Source organism: Samsonia erythrinae (assembly GCF_004342665.1).
Taxonomy (GTDB): Bacteria; Pseudomonadota; Gammaproteobacteria; order Enterobacterales; family Enterobacteriaceae; genus Samsonia; species Samsonia erythrinae.
In genome coordinates this window covers 175,003-201,200 of the sequence record NZ_SMBY01000006.1, presented here as the reverse complement: position 1 = coordinate 201,200, position 26,198 = coordinate 175,003, and the positions used below count along the sequence as shown (strand labels likewise).

The window sequence follows — 26,198 nt, the reverse complement described above, 5'->3', positions numbered from 1 at the left end:
GATCGCACGAGGGATAAAGGTCACTTTTTTTGTCTTCCCCCCCTTGATGATAGAAATGTTGGCCCCATCTTATCTTCAACCGAAACAGTTAGACTTGCCGTAAAGGCGTGTGTCGGGCCGTTAGATCGGTGGTTGGCATTGAATAAATACGCTGCTGGTGAAAAACGAGGGGGGTTGTTGAAAAATAACATTTCGCCCGCACAGTAGAGTTAACCACCACACCGAATATGACTTTTTAGTGGAGATGTTTAGATGGGTAAGATTATTGGTATCGACCTGGGTACAACCAACTCTTGTGTTGCGATTATGGACGGTGCGCAGGTAAAAGTACTGGAAAATAGCGAAGGCGATCGTACAACACCTTCAATCATTGCTTATACGCAAGACGGTGAAACTCTGGTTGGCCAACCGGCTAAACGTCAGGCGGTGACTAACCCGAAAAATACGCTGTTTGCTATCAAGCGTTTGATTGGTCGTCGTTTTAAAGATGAAGAAGTTCAGCGTGATGCCAACATCATGCCGTACAAAATTATTGCGGCAGATAATGGCGATGCATGGCTGGAAGTGAAAGACCAGAAAATGGCGCCGCCGCAGATTTCAGCCGAAGTGCTGAAAAAAATGAAGAAAACTGCGGAAGATTATCTGGGTGAAACGATTACCGAAGCGGTTATCACGGTACCGGCTTACTTCAACGATGCGCAGCGTCAGGCAACGAAAGATGCCGGTCGTATCGCCGGTTTGGAAGTAAAACGTATCATCAACGAACCGACAGCGGCAGCGCTGGCATACGGCCTGGATAAAGAAGTCGGCAACCGGACTATCGCGGTTTACGATTTAGGCGGCGGTACGTTCGATATTTCCATCATCGAAATTGATGAAGTTGATGGCGAAAAAACCTTCGAGGTTCTGGCAACCAACGGTGATACTCACCTGGGTGGTGAAGATTTCGATAGCCGCCTGATCAACTATCTGGTTGATGAATTTAAGAAAGAGCAAGGTTTCGACCTGCGCAACGATCCGCTGGCAATGCAACGCCTGAAAGAAGCAGCTGAAAAAGCCAAGATCGAGCTGTCTTCCGCTCAGCAGACCGATGTTAACCTGCCGTACATCACGGCGGATGCGAGCGGTCCTAAGCACCTGAATATTAAAGTTACCCGTGCGAAACTGGAATCACTGGTCGAAGATCTGGTCAGCCGTTCTCTGGAGCCGCTGAAAGTGGCATTGCAGGATGCAGGCCTGTCTGTTTCTGAAGTTCAGGACGTGATTCTGGTGGGCGGTCAGACACGTATGCCGCTGGTACAGAAGAAAGTGGCTGACTTCTTCGGTAAGGAACCGCGTAAAGACGTCAACCCGGACGAAGCGGTCGCTATTGGTGCGGCGGTTCAGGGTGGGGTATTGTCTGGTGATGTGAAAGACGTTCTGCTGCTGGATGTGACTCCGCTGTCTCTGGGTATTGAAACGATGGGGGGCGTAATGACCCCGCTGATTGCCAAGAACACCACCATCCCGACGAAACATAGTCAGGTGTTCTCAACGGCGGAAGATAACCAGTCCGCGGTAACGATTCACGTCCTACAAGGTGAACGTAAGCGTGCGAACGACAACAAGTCTCTGGGCCAGTTTAACCTGGATGGTATTCAGCCTGCGCCGCGCGGTATGCCGCAGATCGAAGTGACTTTCGACATCGATGCTGACGGTATCCTGCACGTTTCTGCGAAAGATAAAAACAGCGGTCGCGAGCAGAAAATCACCATCAAGGCTTCTTCCGGTCTGAACGAGGACGAGATCCAGAAGATGGTACGCGACGCGGAAGCGAACGCTGAAGCCGACCGTAAGTTTGAAGAGTTGGTACAGACGCGTAATCAGGGCGATCATCTGCTACACAGCACGCGTAAGCAGTTGGAAGAGGTGGGCGACAAGCTGGCCGCCGATGACAAAACCGCCATTGAAGATGCGCTGAAAGCGTTGGAAAGCGTGCTGAAAGGCGAAGATAAAGCGGAAATCGAGGCGAAGATTCAGGCTTTGGTACAGGTTTCCGGCAAACTGCTCGAAGCTTCTCAGCCGCAACCGGGTGCTGAAAGCGGCGCTGATGACGCTTCTGCACGTCGTGATGACGATGTTGTTGATGCCGAATTTGAAGAAGTAAAAGATAAAAAGTAATCGCCCTTGAGCGGGCGCAGTAGCAGTCAGAAAGCTGTTGCTGGCAACCAGCACGGGCGTCGGGGAAACTCTGCGCCCGTGCACGCATGTTGAGGGCAGGAAAAAGAATGGCGAAGCAAGATTATTACGAAACACTGGGCGTGGCTAAAAACGCGGATGAGCGTGAAATAAAGAAAGCGTATAAGCGCCTGGCGATGAAATATCACCCGGACCGTAATCCCGGTGATAGTGCGGCGGAAGCCAAATTTAAGGAGATCAAAGAAGCCTACGAGATCCTCACCGATGCACAGAAACGTGCAGCCTACGATCAGTATGGCCATGCGGCCTTTGAACAAGGTGGTATGGGCGGTGGCGGCGGTGGCTTTGGCGGCGGTGCTGATTTTAGTGATATTTTTGGCGACGTGTTCGGTGATATTTTTGGCGGTGGTCGTCGTCAGCGCGCAAGCCGTGGATCCGATTTACGCTACAACATGGAACTGACGCTGGAAGAAGCGGTACGTGGCGTCACCAAAGAGATCCGTATTCCTGCGCTGGAAGAGTGTGATGTGTGTCATGGGAGTGGCGCGAAGCCCGGTAGTTCTCCGGTTACCTGTCCGACCTGTCATGGTAACGGTCAGGTCCAAATGCGTCAGGGATTTTTTACCGTACAGCAAGCGTGTCCGCACTGCCACGGTCGCGGCAAGATCATCAAAGATCCCTGCAATAAATGTCACGGTCATGGCCGCGTAGAGAAGAGCAAAACGCTGTCGGTCAAGATCCCGGCTGGCGTGGATACCGGCGATCGCATCCGTTTGTCCGGTGAGGGTGAAGCGGGTGAGCACGGTGCGCAGCCAGGTGATTTGTACGTGCAGGTGCAGGTAAAAGCGCATCCAATCTTCCAGCGCGAAGAGAACAATCTCTATTGTGAAGTGCCAATCAACTTCGCTATGGCGGCATTAGGTGGTGAAATTGAAGTGCCGACGCTGGATGGCCGAGTGAAGCTGAAAGTACCGGCGGAAACGCAAACCGGGAAACTATTCCGTATGCGCGGAAAAGGGGTGAAGTCGGTACGTGGAGGAGCGCAGGGCGACCTGTTGTGCCGCGTGGTGGTAGAAACGCCGGTGAATTTGAATGAGCGACAGAAACAGCTGCTGCAAGAGCTTGAAGAGAGTTTCGGTGGCCCATCAGGCGAAAGAAACAGCCCTCGCTCGAAAAGCTTTTTCGATGGTGTGAAGAAGTTTTTTGACGATTTGACGCGTTAATGGCTTGCTGTTAACGGGGACAGGAAGACCGGTAGGGTAAACCCTGCCGGTTTTTTTCGTTATATACCTGTCCTTCCTTCTGAACCACTGTCGCTAATGGCGCGCTTTTCGGTCTGTCAGCCCGGATAATCTGCTTTTAACGCAGTATCAGATTGCGTAATCTTGCCTGTAAGAGAACGGGCTTGCAGTGTTTATATCTGTTCCTGAATGGGAGAGGAATTAATGATAACAATGATTCGCCGCTTTACTGGATTAGATGCGGCGGCCGGCATCATGCTGATGATCGCGACGGTTTTGGCGATGGTATTCGCCAACTGGTCAGTTACCGCCGCTGGCTATCAGCAGTTACTCATGATGCCGGTAGAGGTGCGGTTTGGTCATTTGGAAATCAATAAGAACCTGTTGTTGTGGATTAACGACGGCTTGATGGCGATTTTCTTTCTGCTGATTGGTCTGGAAGTGAAACGCGAATTGCTGGAAGGGACGTTAGCCAGCCGCCGTCAGGCCATGTTGCCGCTGGCAGCCGCAGTGGGCGGCATGATCTTTCCTGCGCTGATCTTTCTGCTGTTCAATGTGAATGATGAAGTCACCCGTGCCGGCTGGGCGATCCCTACCGCGACGGATATCGCGTTCGCGGTCGGCGTGCTGACCTTACTGGGCAAGCGAGTCCCCACAGGGCTGAAGGTTTTCTTACTCGCCCTGGCGATTATTGACGATCTCGGCGCTATCCTGATTATTGCTCTGTTTTATACGCAGCAGATCGTATGGTCTGCACTTGGCTGCGCACTGCTGGCGGTGGCGGTACTGGCGTATATGAATTGGCAGGATGTCAGAAAAACGTCGGTCTATTTGCTGGTCGGGAGCGTTTTGTGGGTTTTTATCCTGAAATGTGGCGTTCACGCGACGCTGGCAGGGGTGATCGTCGGTTTCTTTATTCCCTTGCGCTCGCCTGAGGGACAGCCTTCTCCAGCCACCACGCTTGAACATGGCCTGCAAACATGGGTCGCGTTCCTGATTATTCCGCTGTTTGCGTTTGCCAATGCGGGGATTGTTTTAACGGGGATTGAAGTCGATAAATTGTTTTCTCCGTTGAGTCTGGGAATTGCGGCAGGGCTGTTGATAGGGAAACCGCTGGGGGTGAGCCTGTTCAGTTGGCTGACGATAAAACGAGGTTATGCTCACCTGCCCGTTGGCGTTTGTTTTCGTCAGATTGTGGCGGTGTCGGTGCTGTGCGGCATTGGTTTTACCATGTCGATATTCATTACGCTATTGGCGTTTTCTCACGGCGCGGAATTCATTATCTACGCCAAGCTCGGCATTTTGTTGGCATCCGGGGTAGTGGCACTGCTTGGCTATCTGATTTTGCATAGAATATTACCGAAACGGAATCAGATCGCCCCGCATTGTCAACTCTGAGACAAGACCGGTGGTAAATAAAAGCGTCAGGAAGCGCCCGGTTCCGCCATCTGTCGCTGCGTGATGAATGTATTGTTCAATATTCGGCGCATGCGGGGGCCCCGGTGCGCTTTAGCGGCAGAACAGCGACCGCTATGGCGTGAATGACAAACACAAAAAAACCGGCCTGAGCCGGTTTTTTTAGCAACAGCACTTAGCGGTGCGATTACTGCATGGCGTTGATGCGCGCAACCAGATTGGATTTATGACGCGCAGCTTTATTTTTGTGGATCAAGCCTTTACTAGCTTGACGATCCACGATCGGTTGCATGTCACTAAACGCTTTCTGAGCCGCTTCTTTATCGCCAGTCGCGATCGCCGCGTATACTTTCTTGATGAAAGTACGCATCATAGAGCGACGGCTTGCGTTATGCTTGCGGCGCTTCTCGGATTGTACGGCGCGTTTCTTAGCTGATTTGATATTAGCCAAGGTCCAACTCCCAAATATATTCTATCGAGGACAATTCAAAGGCCGAGGAATATGCCCGTTTAGCCTTCGTTTGTCAATGGATTTGTGCAAATAAGCGCCGTTTGTACGTCGACGCTTGTTACGTTGTGATGGCGCAGGATTTTAACAGCTTCACGCGGTGGAATACAGCTTTTCGCATCATAAATTCGTCCTGAATTTGATAATACTCTGTCTGTTCTCGGTAAAGTCGGACTGTGTACGTTATCTGCCATCTGGATATTCTGTCCCTGGCGGTCATTTACCGATGATTCAGCTAAAAAATGAGCGAATCCCGAGACGATTTAGAGGGCGGCGGCAAAAGGCGCGAATCGCAGGTTAACCTTACTCGCTGTACAAGGTATAATCCGCCGATTTCCATAATATTAACCCTTTGTTCCGGGCCAGCCATGCAGCTAATTCGCGGTATACACAATCTTAGGGCGCACCATTACGGCTGTGTGATCACTATTGGGAATTTTGACGGTGTACACCTCGGTCATCAAATGCTGCTTGAACGACTGAAGCAGGAGGGACGCGCGCGCGGGTTGCCGGTGATGGTGATGATTTTTGAGCCGCAACCGCTGGAGCTCTTCGCCGCAGAAAAGGCCCCTGCGCGCCTGACGCGCCTGCGTGACAAGGTGAAATATCTGGCGCAGGCCGGCATTGACTACCTGTTGTGTGTCAGGTTTGACGCGCGTTTTGCCGCCATAGATGCACAGACGTTCGTTTCTTCCCTGTTGGTAAAGAAACTGGGCGTGAAGTTTCTGGTGGTGGGAGATGACTTCCGCTTCGGGGCTGGTCGTCAGGGAGATTTCCTGTTATTACAGAAGGCTGGGAATGAAGCGGGTTTTGATGTTATCAGCACCGATTCATTCTGTAACGGCGGTCGGCGGGTCAGTAGTACCGCCGTACGCGAGGCCCTCCGCCATGATCAATTAGCGCTGGCGGAAAGTTTGCTGGGGCACCCTTATAGCATTTCCGGGCGTGTGGAACATGGCAAAGCACTGGGACGAACCATTGGGTTCCCCACCGCCAACCTGCCGTTGAAACGTCAGGTTTCCCCGGTTAGCGGCGTGTATGCCGTCAGCGTTTATGGGCTGGGGCCAGAACCGCTACCGGGCGTCGCCAATATTGGTACGCGCCCGACCGTCACCGGGGACAAACGCCAGCAGCTTGAAGTGCATTTGCTGGACGTGACGATGGATCTCTATGGTCGTCACATTGAAGTGGTACTGCGTAAAAAGATCCGTAATGAACAGCGCTTTGCGTCGCTTGACGCGTTAAAACAGCAAATCGCTGATGATGTGGTGACAGCCCGGAGCTTTTTCGGGTTACAGACACCGGTTTAATTTTTCTAGCCGAAACGAAATCGAGAATCTAATGAGTGACTATAAGACTACCCTGAACTTGCCGGAAACAGGGTTCCCGATGCGTGGCGATCTGGCCAAGCGCGAACCTGACATGCTGAAACGTTGGTATGAACAGGATCTGTACGGGATTATTCGTAATGCGAAGAAGGGGAAAAAAACCTTCATTCTGCATGATGGCCCTCCCTACGCGAACGGCAGCATTCATATTGGTCACTCGGTTAACAAGATTCTGAAAGACATTATCGTTAAATCGAAAGGACTGTCTGGTTACGATTCACCCTATGTGCCGGGTTGGGACTGCCACGGTCTGCCAATTGAACTGAAAGTGGAACAGCTGGTCGGTAAGCCGGGCGAGAAAGTCAGCGCCGCGGAATTCCGCGCCGAGTGCCGTAAATACGCGGCGGAGCAGGTTGCCGGCCAGAAAGCCGACTTCATCCGTCTCGGGGTGCTGGGCGATTGGGATCGTCCTTACCTGACGATGGATTTCAAAACCGAAGCGAACATTATCCGCGCGCTGGGCCGTATCATTGAGAACGGCCACCTGCACAAAGGCGCCAAGCCGGTTCACTGGTGTGCGGACTGCGGTTCCGCGCTGGCGGAAGCGGAAGTGGAATATTACGACAAAACCTCTCCATCCATTGATGTCGCGTTTAACGCCAGCGACGTCGCGGCGGTCATCGCCAAATTCGGCGTGCGTCATGTCGACGGCCCCGTCTCACTGGTGATCTGGACGACGACACCGTGGACGCTGCCGGCAAACCGCGCGATCTCACTGAATGCGGAGTTCGATTATCAACTGGTGCAGATTGACGGACAGGCGCTGATTCTGGCGGCCGATCTGGTTGAAAGCGTGATGAAACGCATCGGCGTGACCCAGTGGATCGTGTTGGGCGACTGTAAAGGCGCCGATCTTGAGCTGCTGCGCTTCAAACATCCATTCCTGAGCTTTGATGTACCGGCGATTCTGGGCGACCACGTCACGCTGGACGCGGGTACGGGTGCGGTACACACCGCCGGTGGACACGGTCCTGACGACTATGTGATCAGCCAGAAGTACAATCTGGAAATCGCCAACCCGGTTGGGCCGAACGGCTGTTACCTCAGCGGCACCTATCCTGAACTGGATGGCAAATTTGTTTTCAAAGCCAATGATGTGGTCGTTGACATCCTGCGTGAAAAGGGCATGTTGCTGCACGTAGAGAAATTACAGCACAGCTACCCGTGCTGCTGGCGTCATAAGTCGCCGATCATTTTCCGCGCGACGCCGCAATGGTTTGTCAGTATGGATCAAAAGGGCCTGCGTAAACAGTCTCTGGCTGAAATCAAAGGCGTGCAGTGGATCCCGGATTGGGGGCAGGCGCGTATTGAATCGATGGTCGCCAACCGTCCTGACTGGTGTATCTCCCGTCAGCGTACCTGGGGTGTCCCCATGTCGCTATTTGTTCATAAAGAGACGGAAGAGCTGCACCCGCGTACCGCTGAGCTGATTGAAGCCGTGGCGCAGCGTGTTGAGGTGGACGGCATTCAGGCATGGTGGGATCTCGATCCGGCTGAGGTGCTGGGCGCAGATGCCGATAGCTACGTCAAAGTGCCGGATACGCTGGATGTGTGGTTCGATTCCGGGTCCACCCATGCATCGGTCGTGGATGTGCGTCCTGAATTTAACGGCCACGCGGCGGATATGTATCTGGAAGGTTCTGACCAACATCGCGGCTGGTTCATGTCTTCTCTGATGATTTCCACCGCGATCAAAGGCAAAGCGCCTTACCGTCAGGTGCTGACCCACGGGTTTACCGTGGATGGTCAGGGGCGCAAGATGTCCAAGTCGATCGGGAATACCGTTAGCCCGCAGGACGTGATGAATAAGCTGGGCGCCGACATTCTGCGTCTGTGGATCGGTTCAACGGATTACTCCGGTGAAATTGCGGTATCTGATGAAATTCTGAAGCGTTCCGCCGATGCTTACCGTCGTATTCGCAACACGGCGCGCTTCCTGCTCGCAAACCTGAATGGGTTCGATCCGCAGCAACATAAGGTGAAACCGGAAGACATGGTGGTGCTGGATCGCTGGGCGGTGGGCTGTGCGAAAGCCGCACAGGAAGAGATTATCGATGCGTATGAAAGCTATGATTTCCACCGCGTAGTACAGCGTCTGATGCAGTTCTGCTCGATCGAGATGGGTTCGTTCTATCTGGATATTATTAAAGATCGTCAGTACACGGCCAAAAGCGATAGCGTCGCACGCCGTAGCTGTCAGACGGCGCTGTATCATATCTCGGAAGCGCTGGTACGCTGGATGGCGCCGATTATGTCCTTCACGGCGGATGAAATCTGGAATTATCTGCCGGGCGAGCGTGCGCAGTACGTCTTTACCGAAGAGTGGTATGACGGTTTGTTCGGGCTGGATGCCGCGGAAACCATGAACGATGCGTTCTGGACAGATATTCTGAAAGTACGTAGTGAAGTGAACAAAGTCATTGAGCAGGCTCGTAATGACAAGCGCATCGGTGGTTCGCTGGAAGCCGCCGTCACGTTGTATGCCGATGCCAATCTGGCAGGTAAATTGAATCAGCTGCGTCAGGAACTGCACTTTGCGCTCCTGACGTCGAAAGCGCGGGTGGAACGTTATGAAAATGCACCGGAAAGCGCGCAGGAAACGGAACTCACCGGACTGAAAATTGCCTTAAGTGAGGCAGAAGGGCACAAGTGTCCACGCTGCTGGCATTACGAGACGGATATCGGTAGCAACGCCGATCATCCTGAAGTCTGTGGTCGCTGTGCGACTAACGTGGGCGGCAACGGCGAAGAGCGTAAATTTGTCTGATGAATAAAATCTGTTCGAGTGGACTCTGCTGGCTCTGGCTGGCGTTACTGGTTTTAGTTGTCGATCTGGGCAGCAAGCAGTGGATTCTTGCCCATTTTTCACTGGGTGAGACGGTGCCGGTGCTGCCTTCTCTGAATCTGCACTATGCCCGTAACTACGGCGCGGCCTTTAGCTTTCTGGCGGACAAAGGAGGCTGGCAACGCTGGTTCTTTGCCGGTATCGCGATTGCGATCGTCATTGCGCTGCTAGTGATGATGTACCGTGGTAGCGTCAAGCAGAAGCTGAACAATGTTGCGTATTCGCTGATTATCGGCGGCGCGCTGGGCAATCTGTTCGATCGGACATGGCACGGATTTGTTGTCGATTTCATCGACTTCTATGTGGGTGACTGGCATTTCGCCACGTTTAATCTGGCCGATACCGCGATTTGTATCGGTGCGGCGCTCATCGTACTGGAAGGTTTTTTTAGTACGCATGACGATACTGATACCGTTAAGCAAAAGGGTCGTTGATGTCTGAGACAGTGCAGCACAACAGCGCGGTGCTGGTGCATTTTATTCTGACGCTGGAAGATGGCGCGGTGGCTGAATCCACGCGAGAACGTGGCAAACCCGCGCTGTTCCGACTGGGTGACGGCAGCCTGTCTGACGCGCTGGAACACAACCTGTTAGGGTTGAAACGTGGCGATAGGCGTGAGTTTACGCTGCCGCCGGAGTCGGCCTTTGGGCCGACCAACCCTAACCTGATTCAATATTTCTTACGTCGTGACTTCGCTCAGACCGGCGTGCCGGATGTCGGCACAATTATGCTATTCAGCGGTGTTGGCGGGAACGACATGCCGGGTATTATCCGTGATGTGACTGAAGAGTCGATCACCGTGGATTTCAACCACCCGTTATCCGGCCAGACGATTACCTTCGATCTTGAAATATTGGATATCGACCCCGAACAACAGGAGGTAGTGCATGCAGATCCTGCTGGCTAATCCGCGCGGTTTTTGTGCCGGAGTCGATCGTGCCATCAGTATTGTTGAGCGTGCTCTGGCGCTTTTTGGTACGCCGATCTACGTGCGCCATGAAGTGGTTCACAACCGCTATGTCGTGAATGGCCTGCGCGAGCGCGGCGCCATTTTTATTGAGCAAATTGAAGAGGTGCCGGACGGCGCGATTCTGATCTTCTCCGCGCACGGCGTCTCTCAGGCGGTGCGCGCCGAGGCAAAAAGCCGCGACCTGACGGTGTTCGATGCGACCTGCCCGCTGGTGACGAAAGTCCATATGGAAGTGGCCAGAGCCAGTAAGAAAGGCATAGAAGCGATTCTTATCGGGCATGCCGGACACCCTGAAGTTGAAGGGACGATGGGGCAGTACAGCAATGCGGATGGTGGCATGTATCTGGTGGAATCCCCCGAAGATGTCTGGCAACTACAGGTAAAAGATGAAAGCAACCTGTGCTTTATGACGCAAACCACGCTGTCTGTTGATGACACCTCTGCGGTGATTGATGCGCTACGTGAGCGTTTCCCGCAGATTGTTGGTCCGCGTAAAGATGATATCTGTTATGCCACGACCAACCGTCAGGAAGCCGTTCGCCATTTGTCGGATAAGGCAGATGTTGTGTTCGTTGTGGGCTCTAAAAATTCCTCAAACTCCAACCGTCTTGCTGAATTGGCACAGAGAGCAGGGAAAGCGGCTTACCTGATTGATTCAGCGGAAGACATCCAAGAGTCATGGGTAGATGGCGCTTCGCATGTTGGAGTAACCGCAGGCGCATCCGCACCGGATATTCTGGTACAACAGGTGATCCAGCGGCTGAAAGCATTAGGCGGCAAGGTTGCTGTTGAAATGCAGGGGCGTGAAGAAAATATCGTCTTTGAAGTGCCAAAAGAGCTACGTGTCGACGTCAGGCTGGTCGACTAAATATGCTTCTTGCGACAGGGCCGGCGCCCTGTCGTTTTACGCCTTTCCGCTGTTCTGCTACTTATGACGCATAAAGTGAATTTTTATGCGCTCTGTGGTTGTCTTGTTTTTGATCCGCGCCATTATTCGCTTGCTTCAGCATTTCCGACCAGCCGCGCCTATTTGAGGGGCCGCTGGACAGTTTTGCTGATTGACGGCAGCATCAAACAGTATTTTCTAATCAGGTCGTAAATCCGCTGGCGATAGTGCGCATGTCCCGTTAACCTGATGATATTTTTCATGTCGTCAGTAGCAAAAAGAGAGAGACATAATGAAGGATTCACCCATTCGTATTGCAGTTGTAGGGGCGGGCGGCCGTATGGGGCGTCAGCTGATTCAGGCTATCGAGCAAATGGATGGCGTAGTATTGGGCGCGGCGCTGGAGCGTTCTGGTTCATCCCTGATCGGGAGCGACGCGGGAGAGCTGGCCGGGCTCGGTAACAATGGCGTGACGGTAAATGAACATCTGGATGCTGTGCGGGATGATTTCGATATTTTGATCGACTTTACCCGCCCGGAAGGCACATTGGCGCATCTGGCATTTTGCCGCCAGCATCATAAGGGCATGATTATTGGGACAACCGGCTTTGATGAGGCGGGAAAGGCGGCGATTAAGCAGGCTGCACAAGATATCGGCATTGTGTTTGCGGCCAACTTCAGCGTTGGTGTCAATGTCATGTTGAAACTGCTGGAAAAAGCCGCCAGCGTGATGGGCGATTATACCGATATCGAAATCATTGAAGCGCACCACCGTCATAAAGTCGATGCGCCGTCTGGCACCGCGCTGGCGATGGGGGAAGCGATTGCTGGCGCGCTGGGGCGTGACCTGAAATCCTGTGCGGTGTACACACGTGAAGGTCATACCGGTGAACGCGATCCGAAAAGTATTGGTTTTGCTACTGTACGAGCCGGCGATATCGTTGGTGAACATACGGCGATGTTTGCTGATATTGGTGAGCGCGTTGAGATTACCCATAAGGCATCCAGCCGCATGACATTTGCTAATGGTGCGGTAAGGGCTGCTATCTGGGTTAGTTCGAAACAAAGCGGTCTTTTTGATATGAGAGATGTGCTTTCTCTGGATGATTTGTAATTTTTTATTTTATTTATGTGATTTTATCTTATTGATAAAGGTGGTTATTTTTGTAACCACCTTTTATTTTGTCTTTCTTGGGTTGATTTTTCTTTCTGATGCCTTTTTAATTGTGTTTTATCCGGTTTTTGAGGCGGTGTCGACCTGTATTATTCCTGAAACCCGCGATGCTGGCGATTTGTTACCCTGATTTTAATGATGTTGTCTCGCAACCGTTTACTTGTCAGAGTTGATATGGTTTTTTACGTCGATGGACGGCTATTCATCCCGGAGAGCGTAAAAATAAGGGAAAAAAAACGGTTTGAGTGGACAATCATGAAGACCCTCATTAAAATGCGCGCAATTTGCCAAAAATTAACCTTACAGGTCGTTTTTGCATTGATTTAGTGGCTCGAATCTGAATTAATATGCAAATAATGTGATTGTTTATTCCTTGGAGGGTGTTTTGATTAAGTCAGCGCTATTGGTTCTGGAAGACGGAACCCAATTCCACGGTCGGGCCATTGGGGCAGAAGGTGCGGCAGTGGGGGAAGTGGTCTTCAATACGTCGATGACCGGTTATCAAGAAATCCTCACTGATCCTTCCTATTCCCGCCAGATTGTCACTCTCACTTATCCCCATATTGGTAATGTCGGCGCTAATGAAGCCGATGAAGAATCTCCCGCTGTACAGGCTCAGGGACTGGTCATCCGCGATTTACCGCTGATTGCCAGTAACTACCGTAGTGAAGAAAGCCTGTCTGAATACCTCAAGCGCAACAATATCGTTGCCATTGCCGATATCGATACCCGTAAACTGACCCGCCTGCTGCGTGAAAAAGGCGCACAGAATGGCTGCATCATTGCCGGTGATAAGCCGGATGCGGCCGTCGCGCTGGAGAAAGCGAAGGCCTTCCCGGGATTGAAAGGGATGGATTTGGCGAAAGAAGTCACGACGGCGGAAAAGTACAGTTGGTTACAGGGAAGCTGGACGCTGGACGGAGAGTTGCCCGCAGCGAAGCATGAAAGCGAACTGCCTTACCATGTTGTGGCCTATGACTATGGCGTGAAGCGCAATATTCTGCGTATGCTGGTCGATCGCGGCTGTCGGCTGACGGTTGTGCCGGCGCAAACGCCAGCCGAAGAGGTGCTGAAGCTGAACCCCGACGGCATTTTCCTCTCTAACGGTCCGGGCGACCCGGAGCCGTGCGACTATGCGATTCGCGCGATCAAAACCTTTCTGGAAACCGATATTCCGGTATTCGGTATCTGTCTGGGCCACCAGTTGCTGGCGCTGGCGAGTGGCGCCAGGACCATCAAAATGAAGCTGGGTCACCACGGCGGCAACCATCCAGTCAAAGATTTGGATAACAACTGCGTGATGATCACCGCGCAGAACCATGGCTTCGCGGTTGATGAAGATAATCTGCCTGACACGCTGCGCGTCACGCATAAATCCTTGTTTGACCATACGGTTCAGGGGATCCACCGCACGGATAAGCCGGCGTTCAGCTTTCAGGGGCACCCGGAAGCGAGTCCGGGCCCGCACGATGCCGCGCCGCTGTTCGACCACTTTATTGACTTGATTCAGACTTACCGTTCTTCGGCTAAATAATCAGGAGCGAAAAAATGCCAAAACGTACAGATATTAAAAGCATCCTGATTCTGGGCGCAGGTCCGATTGTTATCGGTCAGGCGTGTGAGTTTGACTACTCTGGCGCACAGGCGTGTAAAGCGCTGCGTGAAGAGGGTTACCGCGTCATTCTGGTGAACTCCAACCCGGCAACGATCATGACAGACCCGGAAATGGCCGATGCGACCTACATTGAGCCGATTCATTGGGAAGTGGTGCGTAAAATTATTGAAAAAGAGCGTCCGGATGCCATTTTACCGACGATGGGCGGTCAGACGGCGCTGAACTGCGCGCTGGAACTTGAACGTCAGGGCGTGCTGAGCGAATTCGGCGTGACCATGATTGGGGCAACGGCGGATGCGATTGATAAAGCAGAAGATCGCCAACGCTTTGATAAAGCGATGAAGAAGATCGGTCTGGATACGGCCCGTTCCGGTATTGCGCATAATATGGAAGAAGCGCTGGCCGTGGCGGCTGATGTCGGCTTCCCATGCATTATCCGTCCTTCTTTTACGATGGGAGGCACCGGCGGCGGGATCGCTTACAACCGTGAAGAGTTCGAAGAGATCTGTGAACGCGGGCTGGATCTGTCTCCGACCAAAGAGCTGCTGATCGATGAATCGCTGATCGGTTGGAAAGAGTATGAAATGGAAGTGGTGCGCGATAAGAACGACAACTGCATCATCGTCTGCTCAATCGAAAACCTGGATGCCATGGGGATCCACACCGGTGACTCTATTACCGTGGCGCCAGCCCAAACGCTGACTGATAAAGAATATCAAATCATGCGTAACGCCTCGATGGCGGTGCTGCGTGAAATCGGCGTGGAGACCGGCGGTTCCAATGTGCAATTCTCCGTCAACCCGAAAACGGGGCGCCTGATTGTTATTGAAATGAACCCGCGCGTATCCCGCTCTTCCGCATTGGCGTCTAAAGCGACGGGCTTCCCGATTGCCAAAGTCGCGGCCAAACTGGCCGTAGGATACACCCTTGATGAGTTGATGAACGACATCACCGGTGGTCGTACGCCGGCGTCCTTTGAACCGGCCATTGACTACGTCGTCACCAAGATCCCGCGCTTTAACTTTGAAAAATTCGCCGGTTCTAATGACCGCCTGACCACGCAGATGAAATCGGTGGGCGAAGTGATGGCCATTGGCCGCACGCAGCAGGAGTCTTTGCAGAAAGCTCTGCGCGGTCTGGAAGTGGGAGCTACCGGTTTCGATCCGAAAGTGGATCTGGATGACCCTGAGGCACTGACAAAAATCCGCCGCGAACTGAAAGATGCCGGCGCCGAGCGCATCTGGTATATCGCGGATGCGTTCCGTGCCGGGATGTCGGTTGACGGCGTGTTCAACCTGACCAATATCGATCGCTGGTTCCTGGTGCAGATTGAGGAACTGGTGCGTTTGGAAGAGCAGGTTAAGGAAAAAGGCGTGACCGCGCTGACTGCCGATGTCCTGCGTATGTTGAAGCGTAAAGGCTTTGCCGATGCGCGTCTGGCGACGCTGGCCGGCGTGGCGGAAAGTGAAATCCGTAAGCTGCGTGACAAGTTTGACCTGCATCCGGTGTATAAGCGCGTGGATACCTGTGCGGCAGAGTTCGCGACCGATACGGCTTATATGTATTCCACGTATGAAGATGAGTGCGAAGCCAATCCGAGTTCGGGTCGTGACAAGATTATGGTATTAGGCGGTGGCCCGAACCGTATCGGTCAGGGGATCGAATTTGACTACTGCTGCGTTCATGCCTCTCTGGCGCTGCGTGAAGATGGCTATGAAACCATCATGGTTAACTGCAACCCGGAAACGGTGTCAACCGACTACGATACCTCTGACCGTTTGTACTTTGAACCGGTAACGCTGGAAGATGTACTGGAGATTGTCCGTATCGAGAAGCCGAAAGGCGTTATCGTGCAGTACGGTGGGCAAACGCCGCTGAAACTGGCGCGTGCGCTTGAAGCCGCAGGCGTACCGGTTATCGGCACCAGCCCGGATGCGATCGACCGTGCGGAAGACCGCGAGCGTTTCCAGCAGGCGGTTAATCGTCTGGGGCTGAAGCAACCCGCTAACGCCACGGTCGCGACGATTGAACTGGCGGTAGAAAAAGCGCGCGGCATTGGCTACCCGCTGGTTGTCCGCCCCTCTTATGTGCTGGGCGGTCGGGCGATGGAGATCGTGTATGACGAAGCCGATCTGCGTCGTTACTTCCAGACTGCCGTCAGCGTGTCTAACGACGCGCCTGTTCTGTTAGACCGCTTCCTGGACGATGCGATTGAAGTCGATGTTGATGCGATTTGTGACGGCGAGCGCGTACTGATTGGCGGGATTATGGAGCACATCGAACAAGCGGGCGTTCACTCCGGTGACTCAGCGTGTTCGCTGCCGGCTTATACGCTGAGCAAAGAGATTCAGGACGTGATGCGCCAGCAGGTGGAAAAACTGGCGTTCGAACTCTGCGTTCGTGGACTGATGAACGTGCAGTTTGCGGTGAAGGATAACGAAGTTTATCTGATTGAAGTGAACCCGCGTGCGGCGCGCACCGTCCCGTTTGTGTCGAAAGCCACGGGTGTTCCGTTAGCGAAAGTCGCGGCGCGTGTGATGGCAGGACAAACGCTGGCTGAGCAGGGCGTCACCCACGAAATTATCCCGCCGTACTACTCGGTGAAGGAAGTGGTGCTGCCGTTCAACAAGTTCCCCGGCGTTGACCCGATTCTGGGGCCGGAAATGCGTTCGACCGGTGAAGTGATGGGCGTGGGCCGTACGTTTGCCGAAGCGTTTGCCAAAGCGATGCTGGGCAGTAACTCGCACATGAAGAAAACCGGGCGTGCACTGCTGTCGGTACGTGAAGGCGATAAAGCCCGCGTGGTGGATCTGGCGGCCAAACTGCTGAAACAAGGGTTTGAGCTGGATGCGACGCACGGCACGGCGATTGAACTGGGTGAGGCAGGCATTAATCCGCGTCTGGTGAACAAGGTTCATGAAGGTCGTCCGCATATTCAGGACCGCATCAAGAACGGCGAGTATACCTATATCGTCAATACTACCGCTGGGCGTCAGGCGATTGAAGATTCCAAGCTGATTCGCCGCAGCGCGCTGCAATACAAGGTGCACTATGACACGACGCTGAACGGTGGTTTCGCCACGACGATGTCGTTAACCGCCGACCCGACGGAGAAGGTGACATCCGTACAGGAAATGCATGCGATGATTAAAGGCTGATTGACCGGCTTCGGCAGGCGATAAGCTCATGGCAAAAGTCAGCGTTGGTGACAGCGCTGACTTTTTTGTCTTTTTGTTTAGCCTGAAATCCTCTTTCCTGCCGCTCAGTTTTTCAGGCGGGTATTGAGCGGGGTTCCTATACCTGAAACCTGGGGACGGTGATGACCAGAACACAGCGTTTACTTGAGCTTTTACAACTATTACGCCACCACCGCTTCCCCGTAACGGGTGCCTATTTGGCGGAAAAATTAGGTGTAAGCCAGAGAACCGTCTACCGTGATATTGCCACGCTACAGTTGCAGGGCGCGCGCATTGAGGGAGAGGCGGGATTAGGTTATATCCTGCGTCCGGGGTTCATTTTGCCTCCCTTGATGTTTTCAGAAGAGGAAATCGAAGCCTTGGTGTTGGGCTCGCGTTGGGTCGCCCGAAGAACCGATGAGCGTCTGGCGGGCGCCACCCGGAACGCGTTGATGAAGATTGCGGCGGTATTGCCACCAGAATTGCGCAATGCGCTCGATTCTTCAGGACTATTGGTCGGTAAGGCAGAAGTGACTCCCGCCGTTGTTATCGACTTGTCGGCCTTGCGTCACGCGATTCGGGCTGAGCGCCGTACGGCGATCGCTTATTGCGACCTTCAGGGCAATGAGTCTCTCCGCGTTATCTGGCCGTTCGCATTAGGATTCTTCGATCAAACGCACATCATTGCCGCATGGTGCGAACGTCGTCAGCAGTTTCGGCATTTCAGGGCTGAACGTATCCGTAGCATGACGGTGTTGGGGCAACGTTATCCTCGTCGTCGCCAAGTGTTATTAAAAGAATGGTATGAAAAAGAGGACATTCCCCAGCAGTAATGGCTACTGACAAAAATTGACATCGGTGCGTACTACGATGCATTCAGGCAAGCAGAACGTTTCTGCTTATTACTCACCTGATTACAGGGGATCCCTGATGGACGCACCAAATCTTATTATTTTATATGTAGAAGATGCCGTTACCAGCGAACGTTTCTATCGTGAACTGTTTGATTTTGAGCCTATTGAGAAGTCGGAAAACTTTGCCATGTTTGCCTTTGACTCTGGATTGCTATTGGGGTTGTGGTCTAAACATGATGTTAAACCGGTGACCCAACTAACGGGCGGTGGTAGCGAATTAGCCATTCGTGTCGAGAGTGAGGTCGCGCTGAACGCAATTTATGAACGCTGGAAGGCACGTGATATGACTATCGCTCAGGACATCACTCAAATGGATTTTGGCCTGACGTTCGTGGCACTCGATCCCGATCACCATCGGTTACGTGTGTATTATGCCAGCTATTAAGCTAGCTTGAGGATAAGACCATAAACACCTCCCGGTAAAAATCGGGGGTGTTTTACATCAATCACCGATGGTGACTGGCGAGCAAGCCCGGTGACGATTTCACCCCAGCGCGACCTTGATACCGAGCGCGATCAGGACGGTACCCAGCAGCTTATCCACCCATTTTTGCACTTTAGCCAACCCGCGCCGTACCGGTGTGCTTTGGAAAAGCACCACTAACAGCGGCCACCAGACGGCAGATAACAGCAAGATGATCATGGCATACCACAGCTTTTCACCGATTCCGGAATGAATATTCAAAACCTGAGTGAACATCGCCAGAAAGAAAAGCGTAGCCTTTGGATTAAGCAGGTTGCATAGGTAACCTTGCAGGAACGCTTTTTTCAGGCTGACGCTTTGCTGCGCCAGGTTTGATACGTCCATCTTGCTTCCACCGCGTGCGAATAACGCCTGAATACCGACCCAAATCAGATAGGCGGCACCTGCATATTTCAGTACATTAAACAGCCATGGTGTCGTGGTGATGACAACGGCGAGCCCAGCGACGCAGTACGCCATATGGGTTGCCACACCGCAGACTACACCGAACGCGGTCATTAGCGCAGCGATGCGCGGGTAACGTGCGGCATTCCTGATGACGAGGAAAAAGTCGGGACCGGGAGAGATCATTCCCAGCGTGGCGATGGTGGCGACAAACAGCGATGTTTCCAACATGGACGTTCCAGAGGGTAAAACAGAGAAATTAGCTAAGATGATAGCGTCAGCGTCATGAATTCGCATCACAATTATTGGTTATTCGGGGGGGATATGTTAACAATTAACCTTTGGCTATTTGTGGTTAACGGCAGGGCGAGTTTGGGATAGCAACATGGTCAGTGAATGCGAAAACCGTGAACAATTCAGTGGTGCAGTACCGGTAGAAGAACAATGCTCCCGACAGCGGGAGATAACCCGGCTGTGTATTGAGTGCGCGTTGTTGCTGTTACAGCATGGCGCCGAAAGTATGATTGTGGAGCAACTGTCGTCGCGACTGGGAATGGCGCTAGGCGCCGATAGCGTAGAGAGCTCCATTTCGGCGAATGCGGTTGTCCTGACGACCATCATGCAGGGGCGCTGCCTGACGTCGACACGAAAGAATATCGATCGCGGTATTAACATGCATGTCGTCATTGAGGTTCAGCACGTGGTCATTATGGCCGAGCATAAGCTGCTGGATGTGTCAGGCGTGGAGAAGCGGCTGGCACATATTAAGCCACTGCGCTACCCGCGCTGGCTGATGGTTTCTGTTGTCGCCCTCTCTTGCGGTTGTTTCAGTCGCCTGAACGGTGGCGGCTGGGATGCCTTTTTCGTCACGCTGATTGCCAGCGGTCTGGCGATGTATGTCCGACAGGTTTTCACGGCGCGGCATCTTAATCCGTTAATTAATTTCTGTATTACGGCATTTGTCGCGACATCGGCCTCCGGGCTGCTGATGCGTTTGTCCATATTTGAGCAGACGTCGACGGTAGCGATGGCCGCGAGCGTATTGCTGTTGGTGCCCGGTTTCCCGCTGATTAACGCCGTGGCGGATATGTTCAAAGGCCATGTGAATACCGGTCTGGCACGCTGGACGGTGGCAAGTTTACTGACGCTGGCAACCTGTATTGGGGTGGTAATGGCGATGTCGCTATGGGGACTACGCGGATGGGCTTAAGTTTGTTGTGGGCGCTGTTACAAGATATGGTGCTGGCTGCTGTTCCCGCATTAGGGTTTGCAATGGTCTTTAACGTACCGTTAAAAGCGTTGCCTTACTGCGCGCTGTTGGGGGGCATCGGTCACGGCGTGCGGTTTATGGCGATGCACTTTGGCATGCATATCGAGTGGGCGTCGTTTCTGGCGGCAATCCTTATTGGCATCATCGGCATCCGCTGGTCGCGCTGGCTGCTGGCGCATCCCAAAGTATTTACCGTGGCAGCCGTGATCCCCATGTTTCCCGGTATTTCTGCTTATACGGCAATGATTTCGGTAGTGGAAATTTCGCATCTTGGCTATAACGAAGCGCTGATGAACCTCATGGTGACGAATTTCCTCAAAGCCAGTTTCATCGTGGGCGCGCTTTCTATCGGTCTTTCTCTACCGGGAATTTGGCTTTATCGTAAACGACCGGGCGTGTAACAGGTCAGAGCACTCTTATATTACACTTCGGTTTCGTCTCTATGTCGACGAGTGAAAGGGCTTTACGTATAGTGTCAGCAATTTTCTGACCTACAGGGTTTTTTCACCATGGTTATTAGTTTGATTGCTGCGTTGGCAGTGGAACGTGTGATCGGCATGGAAAATGCCATGCCGTGGCATTTGCCCGCCGATCTGGCCTGGTTTAAGCGTAATACGCTCAATAAACCGATTATTATGGGGCGCAATACGTTCCGCTCCATCGGTCAGCCGCTACCCGGCAGGCTGAACATTGTTGTCAGTAAGCATCCTGGCAGTGACGAACGGGTGACCTGGGTTTCCTCGCTTGAGGCTGCGCTGGCGGTGGCCGGTGACGTTGAGGAAGTGATGGTGATCGGCGGCGGGAGTATTTATCAGCAGATGTTGCCGCTGGCTCATCGTCTCTATCTGACGCACATTGATGCCGAAGTGGAAGGCGATACGCACTTCCCTGACTATGAACCGGATGAATGGCAGTCTGTTTTCAGCGAATTTCATGATGCCGACGAACGAAATTCGCACAGCTATTGTTTTGAAATCCTGGAACGTCGCTAACGCCGGTTATCCACCATACTCACTGCCCGCCCTGTTGCGGGCTTTTTTGTTTCACATTTTCGTCATCTGTCGCCGCTAGGATAAAAGCGGAAAGGGGTTTATGTCGTGAGCGAGGAATGCGCCATTAAACCGCTGTGTTTGATCACCGAGGAGACAGAACCAATGACGAACAGAATCCGCAACCTGAATACCGATCGTCTGAACGATCCACGCCGCCGCGAATTGCCGACTGGCGGAGTGGTGGCGGTGGGTTTGTCCGGGTTCTTGGGCGGCTGCGTGTGGTCGCTTCCCATCGAGGAAGGGGAGCGACCTTCATCCGAAACCGGGCAGCCTCAGAGGCGGTTGTCGGCGGAAATATGACGCAGGACGGCGAGTCTGTCGCCTTCAGCGTGTGGTCTCGCCAGAGAGGACGGTGTTGGACGAAAGTGATGGTTGCGTAAAGTAACGCTTATCATCCCAACGCAGCATCGTGAGTGTCCCCCCCCAGCAGCATCCGGTATCCAGCGCATATATGTTTTCCGGCGTGCCTTTCCCTTCCAACGATGCCCAGTGGCCGAACGCAATGGCGTATTCATCGGCGATTTGGCCTGGCAGTGCAAACCACGGTTTTAATAAAGAAGGGGCCTGATGAGGGGGTTCTTTGCAAAGCATATCCAACTGCCCGCCGGAAAAACAGTAGCGCATACGGGTAAAGACGTTGGTGCTAAAACGCAAACGCGCCAGACCGCTGAGCGCCGGGCTCCAGTGGTTTGGCATGTCGCCGTACATAGCATCAAGGAAAAGTGGGTAGCTATCGCTGCTCAGGATCGATTCGACTTCGCGTGCGCACATCATCGCTGTCGCCAGATCCCACTGCGGGGTAATACCGGCGTGCGCCATGACGAGTTTTCGATCTTCATCGACCTGTAGGATAGGCTGGCGGCGCAACCAGTTGAGCAGATCGTCTGCGTCCGGCGCGGCGAGGAGGTCGCCGAGGCGATCTTTCGGTTTATTGCGACTGATTCCGGCATAAACGGCCAGTAGATGCAGGTCGTGATTACCAAGCACCATACGGACAGAGGAGCCGAGAGAACGAACGAAGCGCAGAACCTGAAGCGAGTCCGGCCCGCGAGCGACCAGATCGCCGGTTAACCAGAGCGTATCATGCTCAGGATTAAAGGAAACTTGCGCCAATAGCGCTTTGAGTTCAACGAAACAGCCGTGAACATCGCCAACTAAGTAGGTAGACATAATTAATGTATCAGTGAAGGGATAGCCAGACGGAAAACGGGGATTGAGATCTGAAACGCTTTGCCCTGATGATCAACCATATGGTAGTGGCCTTCCATTGTGCCAAGAGGCGTCTCCATGACCGTGCCGCTGGTATATTGAAACTCGCCGCCGGGGCGGATAATCGGTTGTTCGCCGACCACGCCCTCGCCCTGAACCTCTGTCTGGCGACCGTTACCGTTAGTGATCAGCCAATAGCGTCCCAGTAGCTGGACTTCATGACGCCCCAGATTGCGAACCGTAATCGTATAAGCAAACACGAAACGTTCTTCATCAGGCTCCGATTGTGATTCCACGTAAAAGCTCTGAACCTGTACACAAACGCGGGGCGCATTGATCATGATGAACTCCAGTTATTCCTGTTTTGCAAGGTGCTCGCTTAACCAATTGGCTAATCGGCAATATTGCTCAACGGTCACATTCTCCGCACGGCTGGTGGCATCAATGCCCAGCTCGGCGAGTCTCTCCGGGGTGAACAGGTTGCCCAGACTGTTACGCAATGTCTTGCGGCGCTGATTAAACGCTTCCGTGGTGATACGGCTCAGCATGCGAATATCGCTGACCGGGTAGGGGAGCTCGGCATGAGGGACGAGCCGCACTACAGCAGAATCCACCTTCGGTGCCGGTTTAAACGCCTCCGGCGGCACTTCAAGTACCGGGATCACCTGACAATAATATTGCGCCATCACGCTCAGGCGACCATAGGCCTTACTGTTTGGCCCCGCGACCAGCCGGTTAACGACTTCTTTCTGCAACATAAAGTGCATGTCACGGATAGACTGAGTATAGCTGAACAAGTGGAACATCAGCGGTGTCGAAATATTGTACGGCAGGTTGCCAAAAACGCGCAGAGATTGTCCGGCTTGCTCTGCGAGCGCAGCGAAATCGATCGTCATGGCGTCTTGCTGAATGATCGTCAGCTTATCTTTCAGCGTCGGATGCGTTTCCAACCGTGCGGCAAGATCCCGATCCAGTTCAATCACGGTAAAACGATCCATGCGCTCGCCGACAGGGGCGGTTAGTGCGCCGAGACCCGGGCCGATCTCGACTATCGCTTGACCGGGCTGAGGATGAATTGCCGAAACAATGCTGTCGATCACGAAACGATCGTTTAAGAAGTTTTGCCCAAAACGTTTACGGGCGAAGTGACCTTGGTGTACGCGATTATTCATTACTGTGTTTTATCATTTTAATGGCAAGATTTAATGCCGTGATGAAGCTGCCGGGATCGGCGCCACCCGTTGCGGCCAGCTCAAGCGCTGTACCGTGGTCAACGGATGTGCGGATAAAAGGTAACCCCAGCGTGATATTAACGGCGCGCCCGAAGCCCTGATATTTCAGAACCGGGAGCCCTTGATCGTGGTACATCGCCAAAACGGCGTCAGTGTGTTGCAGATATTTGGGCTGGAAGAGGGTGTCGGCAGGCAGCGGGCCGACCAGTGTGATGCCCTGTTGCCGCAGTTCGTCCAGTGCCGGATTAATGACATCCAGCTCTTCACGTCCCATATGGCCGCCTTCGCCAGCATGGGGATTCAGCCCACAGACCGTGATCCGGGGTTGAACGATACCGAATTTCGTCTGCAAATCATGATGCAAGATCGTGATGACTTCGTGCAGGCTTTGGCGGGTAATTGCCGCAGAAACGGCCGCCAGCGGCAGATGCGTTGTCGCCAGAGCGACACGCAGTTCTTCCGTCGCCAGCATCATGACGACACGGTCACAGCCGCTACGTTCGGCGAAAAATTCGGTGTGCCCGCTGAACGGGACGCCGGCATCGTTGATGATGCCTTTATGAACCGGCCCGGTAACCAGCGCGGCAAACTCGCCGTTCAGGCAACCATCGCAAGCACGGGTTAATGTTTCAACGACATAAGCGCTGTTACTGACGTTTAATTGACCTGCGAGTGTGGTGGTCGGCGCGACAACCGGCAGAATGGTAAGGCTCCCTGCCTGCTGCGGCAGCGCAGGCTGATTGGGTTGGTAATCGCGCAGCGTCAGCGGCATCGACAGTTGCAATGCGCGGCTGAATAACAACTCAGGATCCGCGCAGCAAACCAGCTCCACTGGCCAGTTCTGCTGCGCCAGAGCAATCACCAGATCGGGGCCAATCCCGGCAGGCTCGCCGGGGGTGATCGCAACGCGTGGCGTATTGCTTTCCGTCTGCATTAGGGATTAGCGCCATTTATCACTTTGACGTAAGCCGCTGCGCGCTGTTCCTGCATCCAGGTTTGCGCTTCCTCAGCGAATTTACGATTAAAGATCATACGATACGCCTGCTCTTTTTGCGCCGCGTCGGTTTTATCCACCCGACGGGTATCCAGTAGCTGGATCAGGTGCCAACCGAAAGAGGAGTGAACCGGCTGACTGATTTCGCCTTTCTTCAGTTTCAACAGCGCATCGCGGAACGCCGGATCGTACATATCCGGAGAAGCCCAGCCAAGGTCGCCGCCCTGATTCGCCGAACCCGGATCCTGAGACAGCAGCTTCGCTTGTGTTGCGAAATCGGTACTGCCGTTCTTGATCTGCTGTGCCACCTCGGCCAGTTTGGCCTGAGCCTGACTGTCCGTCATAACCACAGAAGGCCTGAGCAGAATGTGGCGCGCATGAGTTTCAGTGACCGATATGCTCTTGTTCCCGCCACGAATGTCGTTCACCTTCAAAATGTGGAACCCCACGCCGGAACGGATCGGGCCGACGACTTGACCTTTCTTCGCCTGCGTTAAGCGCTCGGCGAACAGCGTCGGGATTTCCTGCAATTTGCCCCAGCCCATTTGCCCACCTTTTAGCGCCTGAGGGTCAGCCGAGTAAGTGGCGGCCAGTTTGCCGAAATCCGCGCCTTCACTAATTTGCTTAACTAAAGCGGTCGCCAGATTTTCTGCGCCATCGACCTGCTGCTGGGTGGGATTTTCCGGCAGAGGGATCAGAATATGACTCAGATTGAGTTCATCATTCTCACCGGTCTGGTTGGCGATCTGCTGAGCCAACGTGTCGACCTCCTGCGGGAGCACAGTGACGCGACGGCGAACCTCGTTGTTGCGTACTTCCGCAATCAGCATCTCCTTACGGATTTGGCTGCGATAGGTGCTGTAATTTAAACCTTCATAGGCCAGTTGGCTTTTTAGCTGGTCTACGGACATCCGGTTCTGGGCGGCAATATTGGCAATGGCCTGATCCAGTTGTTCATCCGTCACCTGGATCCCCATCTTCTGCGCTATTTGCAGGATAATGTTGTCCATGATCAGGCGATCGGTAATTTGATGACGCAGCGTGGCATCATCCGGTAGTTGTTGTCCGGCCTGCTGGGCGTTCAGTTTTACCGATTGCAAAAGACTGTTTACATCACTTTCTAACACGACGCTGTTATCAACCACCGCTGCGACTTTATCAACCACTTGTGGTGCTGCGAACGCGGTAGAGGCACTCAGTGCCAATCCGAGAATAAGCGTTCTCCAGTTCTTCATACCTTTCCCATTATCTCATCCGCAAGG

24 protein-coding genes are annotated in these 26,198 nt (G+C 53.3%); 17 read left to right on the top strand and 7 right to left on the bottom strand.

Annotated elements, in window-relative coordinates; all coding sequences use genetic code 11:
- Window positions 1–252 precede the first annotated feature (252 nt).
- The 3 genes from dnaK to nhaA all read left to right on the top strand — a co-directional run bounded on the left by dnaK (window position 253) and on the right by nhaA (window position 4,817).
- Complete coding sequence (gene dnaK, locus EDC54_RS11635) at window positions 253–2,160, top strand: molecular chaperone DnaK (protein ID WP_132456330.1); 1,908 nt, start codon at window positions 253–255, stop codon at window positions 2,158–2,160.
- 107 nt (window positions 2,161–2,267) lie between these two features.
- On the top strand, window positions 2,268–3,401 hold the full coding sequence (gene dnaJ / locus EDC54_RS11630) for a molecular chaperone DnaJ (RefSeq protein WP_132456328.1): 1,134 nt from the start codon (window positions 2,268–2,270) through the stop codon (window positions 3,399–3,401).
- Between the two features lie 222 nt (window positions 3,402–3,623).
- On the top strand, window positions 3,624–4,817 hold the full coding sequence (gene nhaA / locus EDC54_RS11625) for a Na+/H+ antiporter NhaA (RefSeq protein ID WP_132456326.1): 1,194 nt from the start codon (window positions 3,624–3,626) through the stop codon (window positions 4,815–4,817).
- A gap of 205 nt (window positions 4,818–5,022) precedes the next feature.
- On the opposite strand, the gene rpsT is transcribed toward nhaA, so the two are convergent.
- Window positions 5,023–5,286 carry a 30S ribosomal protein S20 gene (gene rpsT / locus EDC54_RS11620; RefSeq protein WP_132456324.1) on the bottom strand — a complete coding sequence of 88 codons (264 nt, stop codon included), beginning with the start codon at window positions 5,284–5,286 and terminating at the stop codon, window positions 5,023–5,025.
- A gap of 425 nt (window positions 5,287–5,711) precedes the next feature.
- On the opposite strand from rpsT, the gene ribF reads away from it, so the two are divergent.
- The 10 genes from ribF (at window position 5,712) to EDC54_RS11570 (ending at window position 18,696) form a co-directional block, all read left to right on the top strand.
- Window positions 5,712–6,653 (top strand): bifunctional riboflavin kinase/FAD synthetase, encoded by a 942-nt coding sequence (gene ribF / locus EDC54_RS11615; protein WP_132456322.1) that lies wholly within the window; start codon window positions 5,712–5,714, stop codon window positions 6,651–6,653.
- 31 nt (window positions 6,654–6,684) lie between these two features.
- Window positions 6,685–9,498, top strand: a complete 2,814-nt coding sequence (ileS, locus tag EDC54_RS11610) for an isoleucine--tRNA ligase (RefSeq protein ID WP_132456320.1) — start codon at window positions 6,685–6,687, stop codon at window positions 9,496–9,498.
- Window positions 9,495–10,010, top strand: a complete 516-nt coding sequence (lspA, locus tag EDC54_RS11605) for a signal peptidase II (RefSeq protein WP_165904302.1) — start codon at window positions 9,495–9,497, stop codon at window positions 10,008–10,010. Before ileS ends, lspA begins: the two co-directional genes overlap by 4 nt.
- Entirely contained in the window at window positions 10,010–10,483 is a 474-nt protein-coding gene (gene fkpB / locus EDC54_RS11600) for an FKBP-type peptidyl-prolyl cis-trans isomerase (RefSeq protein ID WP_132456316.1), read from the top strand. Before lspA ends, fkpB begins: the two co-directional genes overlap by 1 nt.
- Window positions 10,464–11,414 carry a 4-hydroxy-3-methylbut-2-enyl diphosphate reductase gene (gene ispH, locus EDC54_RS11595; protein WP_132456314.1) on the top strand — a complete coding sequence of 317 codons (951 nt, stop codon included), beginning with the start codon at window positions 10,464–10,466 and terminating at the stop codon, window positions 11,412–11,414. Before fkpB ends, ispH begins: the two co-directional genes overlap by 20 nt.
- 310 nt (window positions 11,415–11,724) lie before the next feature.
- Window positions 11,725–12,546: a 4-hydroxy-tetrahydrodipicolinate reductase gene (gene dapB / locus EDC54_RS11590; RefSeq protein WP_132456312.1), complete on the top strand. Its 822-nt coding sequence runs from the start codon at window positions 11,725–11,727 to the stop codon at window positions 12,544–12,546.
- A gap of 445 nt (window positions 12,547–12,991) precedes the next feature.
- On the top strand, window positions 12,992–14,140 hold the full coding sequence (gene carA / locus EDC54_RS11585; RefSeq protein WP_132456310.1) for a glutamine-hydrolyzing carbamoyl-phosphate synthase small subunit: 1,149 nt from the start codon (window positions 12,992–12,994) through the stop codon (window positions 14,138–14,140).
- A gap of 14 nt (window positions 14,141–14,154) precedes the next feature.
- Entirely contained in the window at window positions 14,155–17,379 is a 3,225-nt protein-coding gene (gene carB, locus EDC54_RS11580) for a carbamoyl-phosphate synthase large subunit (RefSeq protein ID WP_132456308.1), read from the top strand.
- 161 nt (window positions 17,380–17,540) lie between these two features.
- Window positions 17,541–18,230 carry a helix-turn-helix transcriptional regulator gene (locus EDC54_RS11575; RefSeq protein WP_132456306.1) on the top strand — a complete coding sequence of 230 codons (690 nt, stop codon included), beginning with the start codon at window positions 17,541–17,543 and terminating at the stop codon, window positions 18,228–18,230.
- 97 nt (window positions 18,231–18,327) lie between these two features.
- Window positions 18,328–18,696, top strand: coding sequence for a VOC family protein (locus EDC54_RS11570; RefSeq protein ID WP_132456304.1), 369 nt, complete (start codon window positions 18,328–18,330; stop codon window positions 18,694–18,696).
- Window positions 18,697–18,795: 99 nt separating this feature from the next.
- On the opposite strand, the gene EDC54_RS11565 is transcribed toward EDC54_RS11570, so the two are convergent.
- A complete protein-coding gene (locus tag EDC54_RS11565) occupies window positions 18,796–19,410 on the bottom strand; it encodes a LysE family transporter (protein WP_132456302.1) in 615 nt (204 codons plus the stop codon).
- A 154-nt stretch (window positions 19,411–19,564) separates the two neighbouring features.
- On the opposite strand from EDC54_RS11565, the gene EDC54_RS11560 reads away from it, so the two are divergent.
- The 4 genes from EDC54_RS11560 (at window position 19,565) to EDC54_RS11545 (ending at window position 21,801) form a co-directional block, all read left to right on the top strand.
- Entirely contained in the window at window positions 19,565–20,389 is an 825-nt protein-coding gene (locus EDC54_RS11560) for a threonine/serine exporter family protein (protein WP_132456300.1), read from the top strand.
- A complete protein-coding gene (locus EDC54_RS11555) occupies window positions 20,380–20,850 on the top strand; it encodes a threonine/serine exporter (protein WP_132456298.1) in 471 nt (156 codons plus the stop codon). Before EDC54_RS11560 ends, EDC54_RS11555 begins: the two co-directional genes overlap by 10 nt.
- A 108-nt stretch (window positions 20,851–20,958) precedes the next feature.
- A complete protein-coding gene (gene folA / locus EDC54_RS11550; protein WP_132456296.1) occupies window positions 20,959–21,441 on the top strand; it encodes a type 3 dihydrofolate reductase in 483 nt (160 codons plus the stop codon).
- 162 nt (window positions 21,442–21,603) lie between these two features.
- Window positions 21,604–21,801, top strand: coding sequence for a hypothetical protein (locus EDC54_RS11545; protein ID WP_132456294.1), 198 nt, complete (start codon window positions 21,604–21,606; stop codon window positions 21,799–21,801).
- 24 nt (window positions 21,802–21,825) lie between these two features.
- Here EDC54_RS11545 and apaH read toward each other — a convergent pair whose 3' ends face one another.
- The 5 genes from apaH to surA are packed head-to-tail and all read right to left on the bottom strand — an operon-like array spanning window position 21,826 to window position 26,171.
- Complete coding sequence (gene apaH, locus EDC54_RS11540; protein ID WP_132456292.1) at window positions 21,826–22,671, bottom strand: bis(5'-nucleosyl)-tetraphosphatase (symmetrical) ApaH; 846 nt, start codon at window positions 22,669–22,671, stop codon at window positions 21,826–21,828.
- Between the two features lie 2 nt (window positions 22,672–22,673).
- Complete coding sequence (apaG, locus tag EDC54_RS11535; RefSeq protein WP_132456290.1) at window positions 22,674–23,051, bottom strand: Co2+/Mg2+ efflux protein ApaG; 378 nt, start codon at window positions 23,049–23,051, stop codon at window positions 22,674–22,676.
- A 12-nt stretch (window positions 23,052–23,063) separates the two neighbouring features.
- A complete protein-coding gene (gene rsmA / locus EDC54_RS11530) occupies window positions 23,064–23,882 on the bottom strand; it encodes a 16S rRNA (adenine(1518)-N(6)/adenine(1519)-N(6))-dimethyltransferase RsmA (protein ID WP_132456288.1) in 819 nt (272 codons plus the stop codon).
- On the bottom strand, window positions 23,875–24,876 hold the full coding sequence (pdxA, locus tag EDC54_RS11525) for a 4-hydroxythreonine-4-phosphate dehydrogenase PdxA (RefSeq protein ID WP_132456286.1): 1,002 nt from the start codon (window positions 24,874–24,876) through the stop codon (window positions 23,875–23,877). The genes rsmA and pdxA overlap by 8 nt, the downstream gene beginning before the upstream one ends.
- Window positions 24,876–26,171 carry a peptidylprolyl isomerase SurA gene (surA, locus tag EDC54_RS11520; protein ID WP_132456284.1) on the bottom strand — a complete coding sequence of 432 codons (1,296 nt, stop codon included), beginning with the start codon at window positions 26,169–26,171 and terminating at the stop codon, window positions 24,876–24,878. The genes pdxA and surA overlap by 1 nt, the downstream gene beginning before the upstream one ends.
- Between the last annotated feature and the right edge of the window lie 27 nt (window positions 26,172–26,198).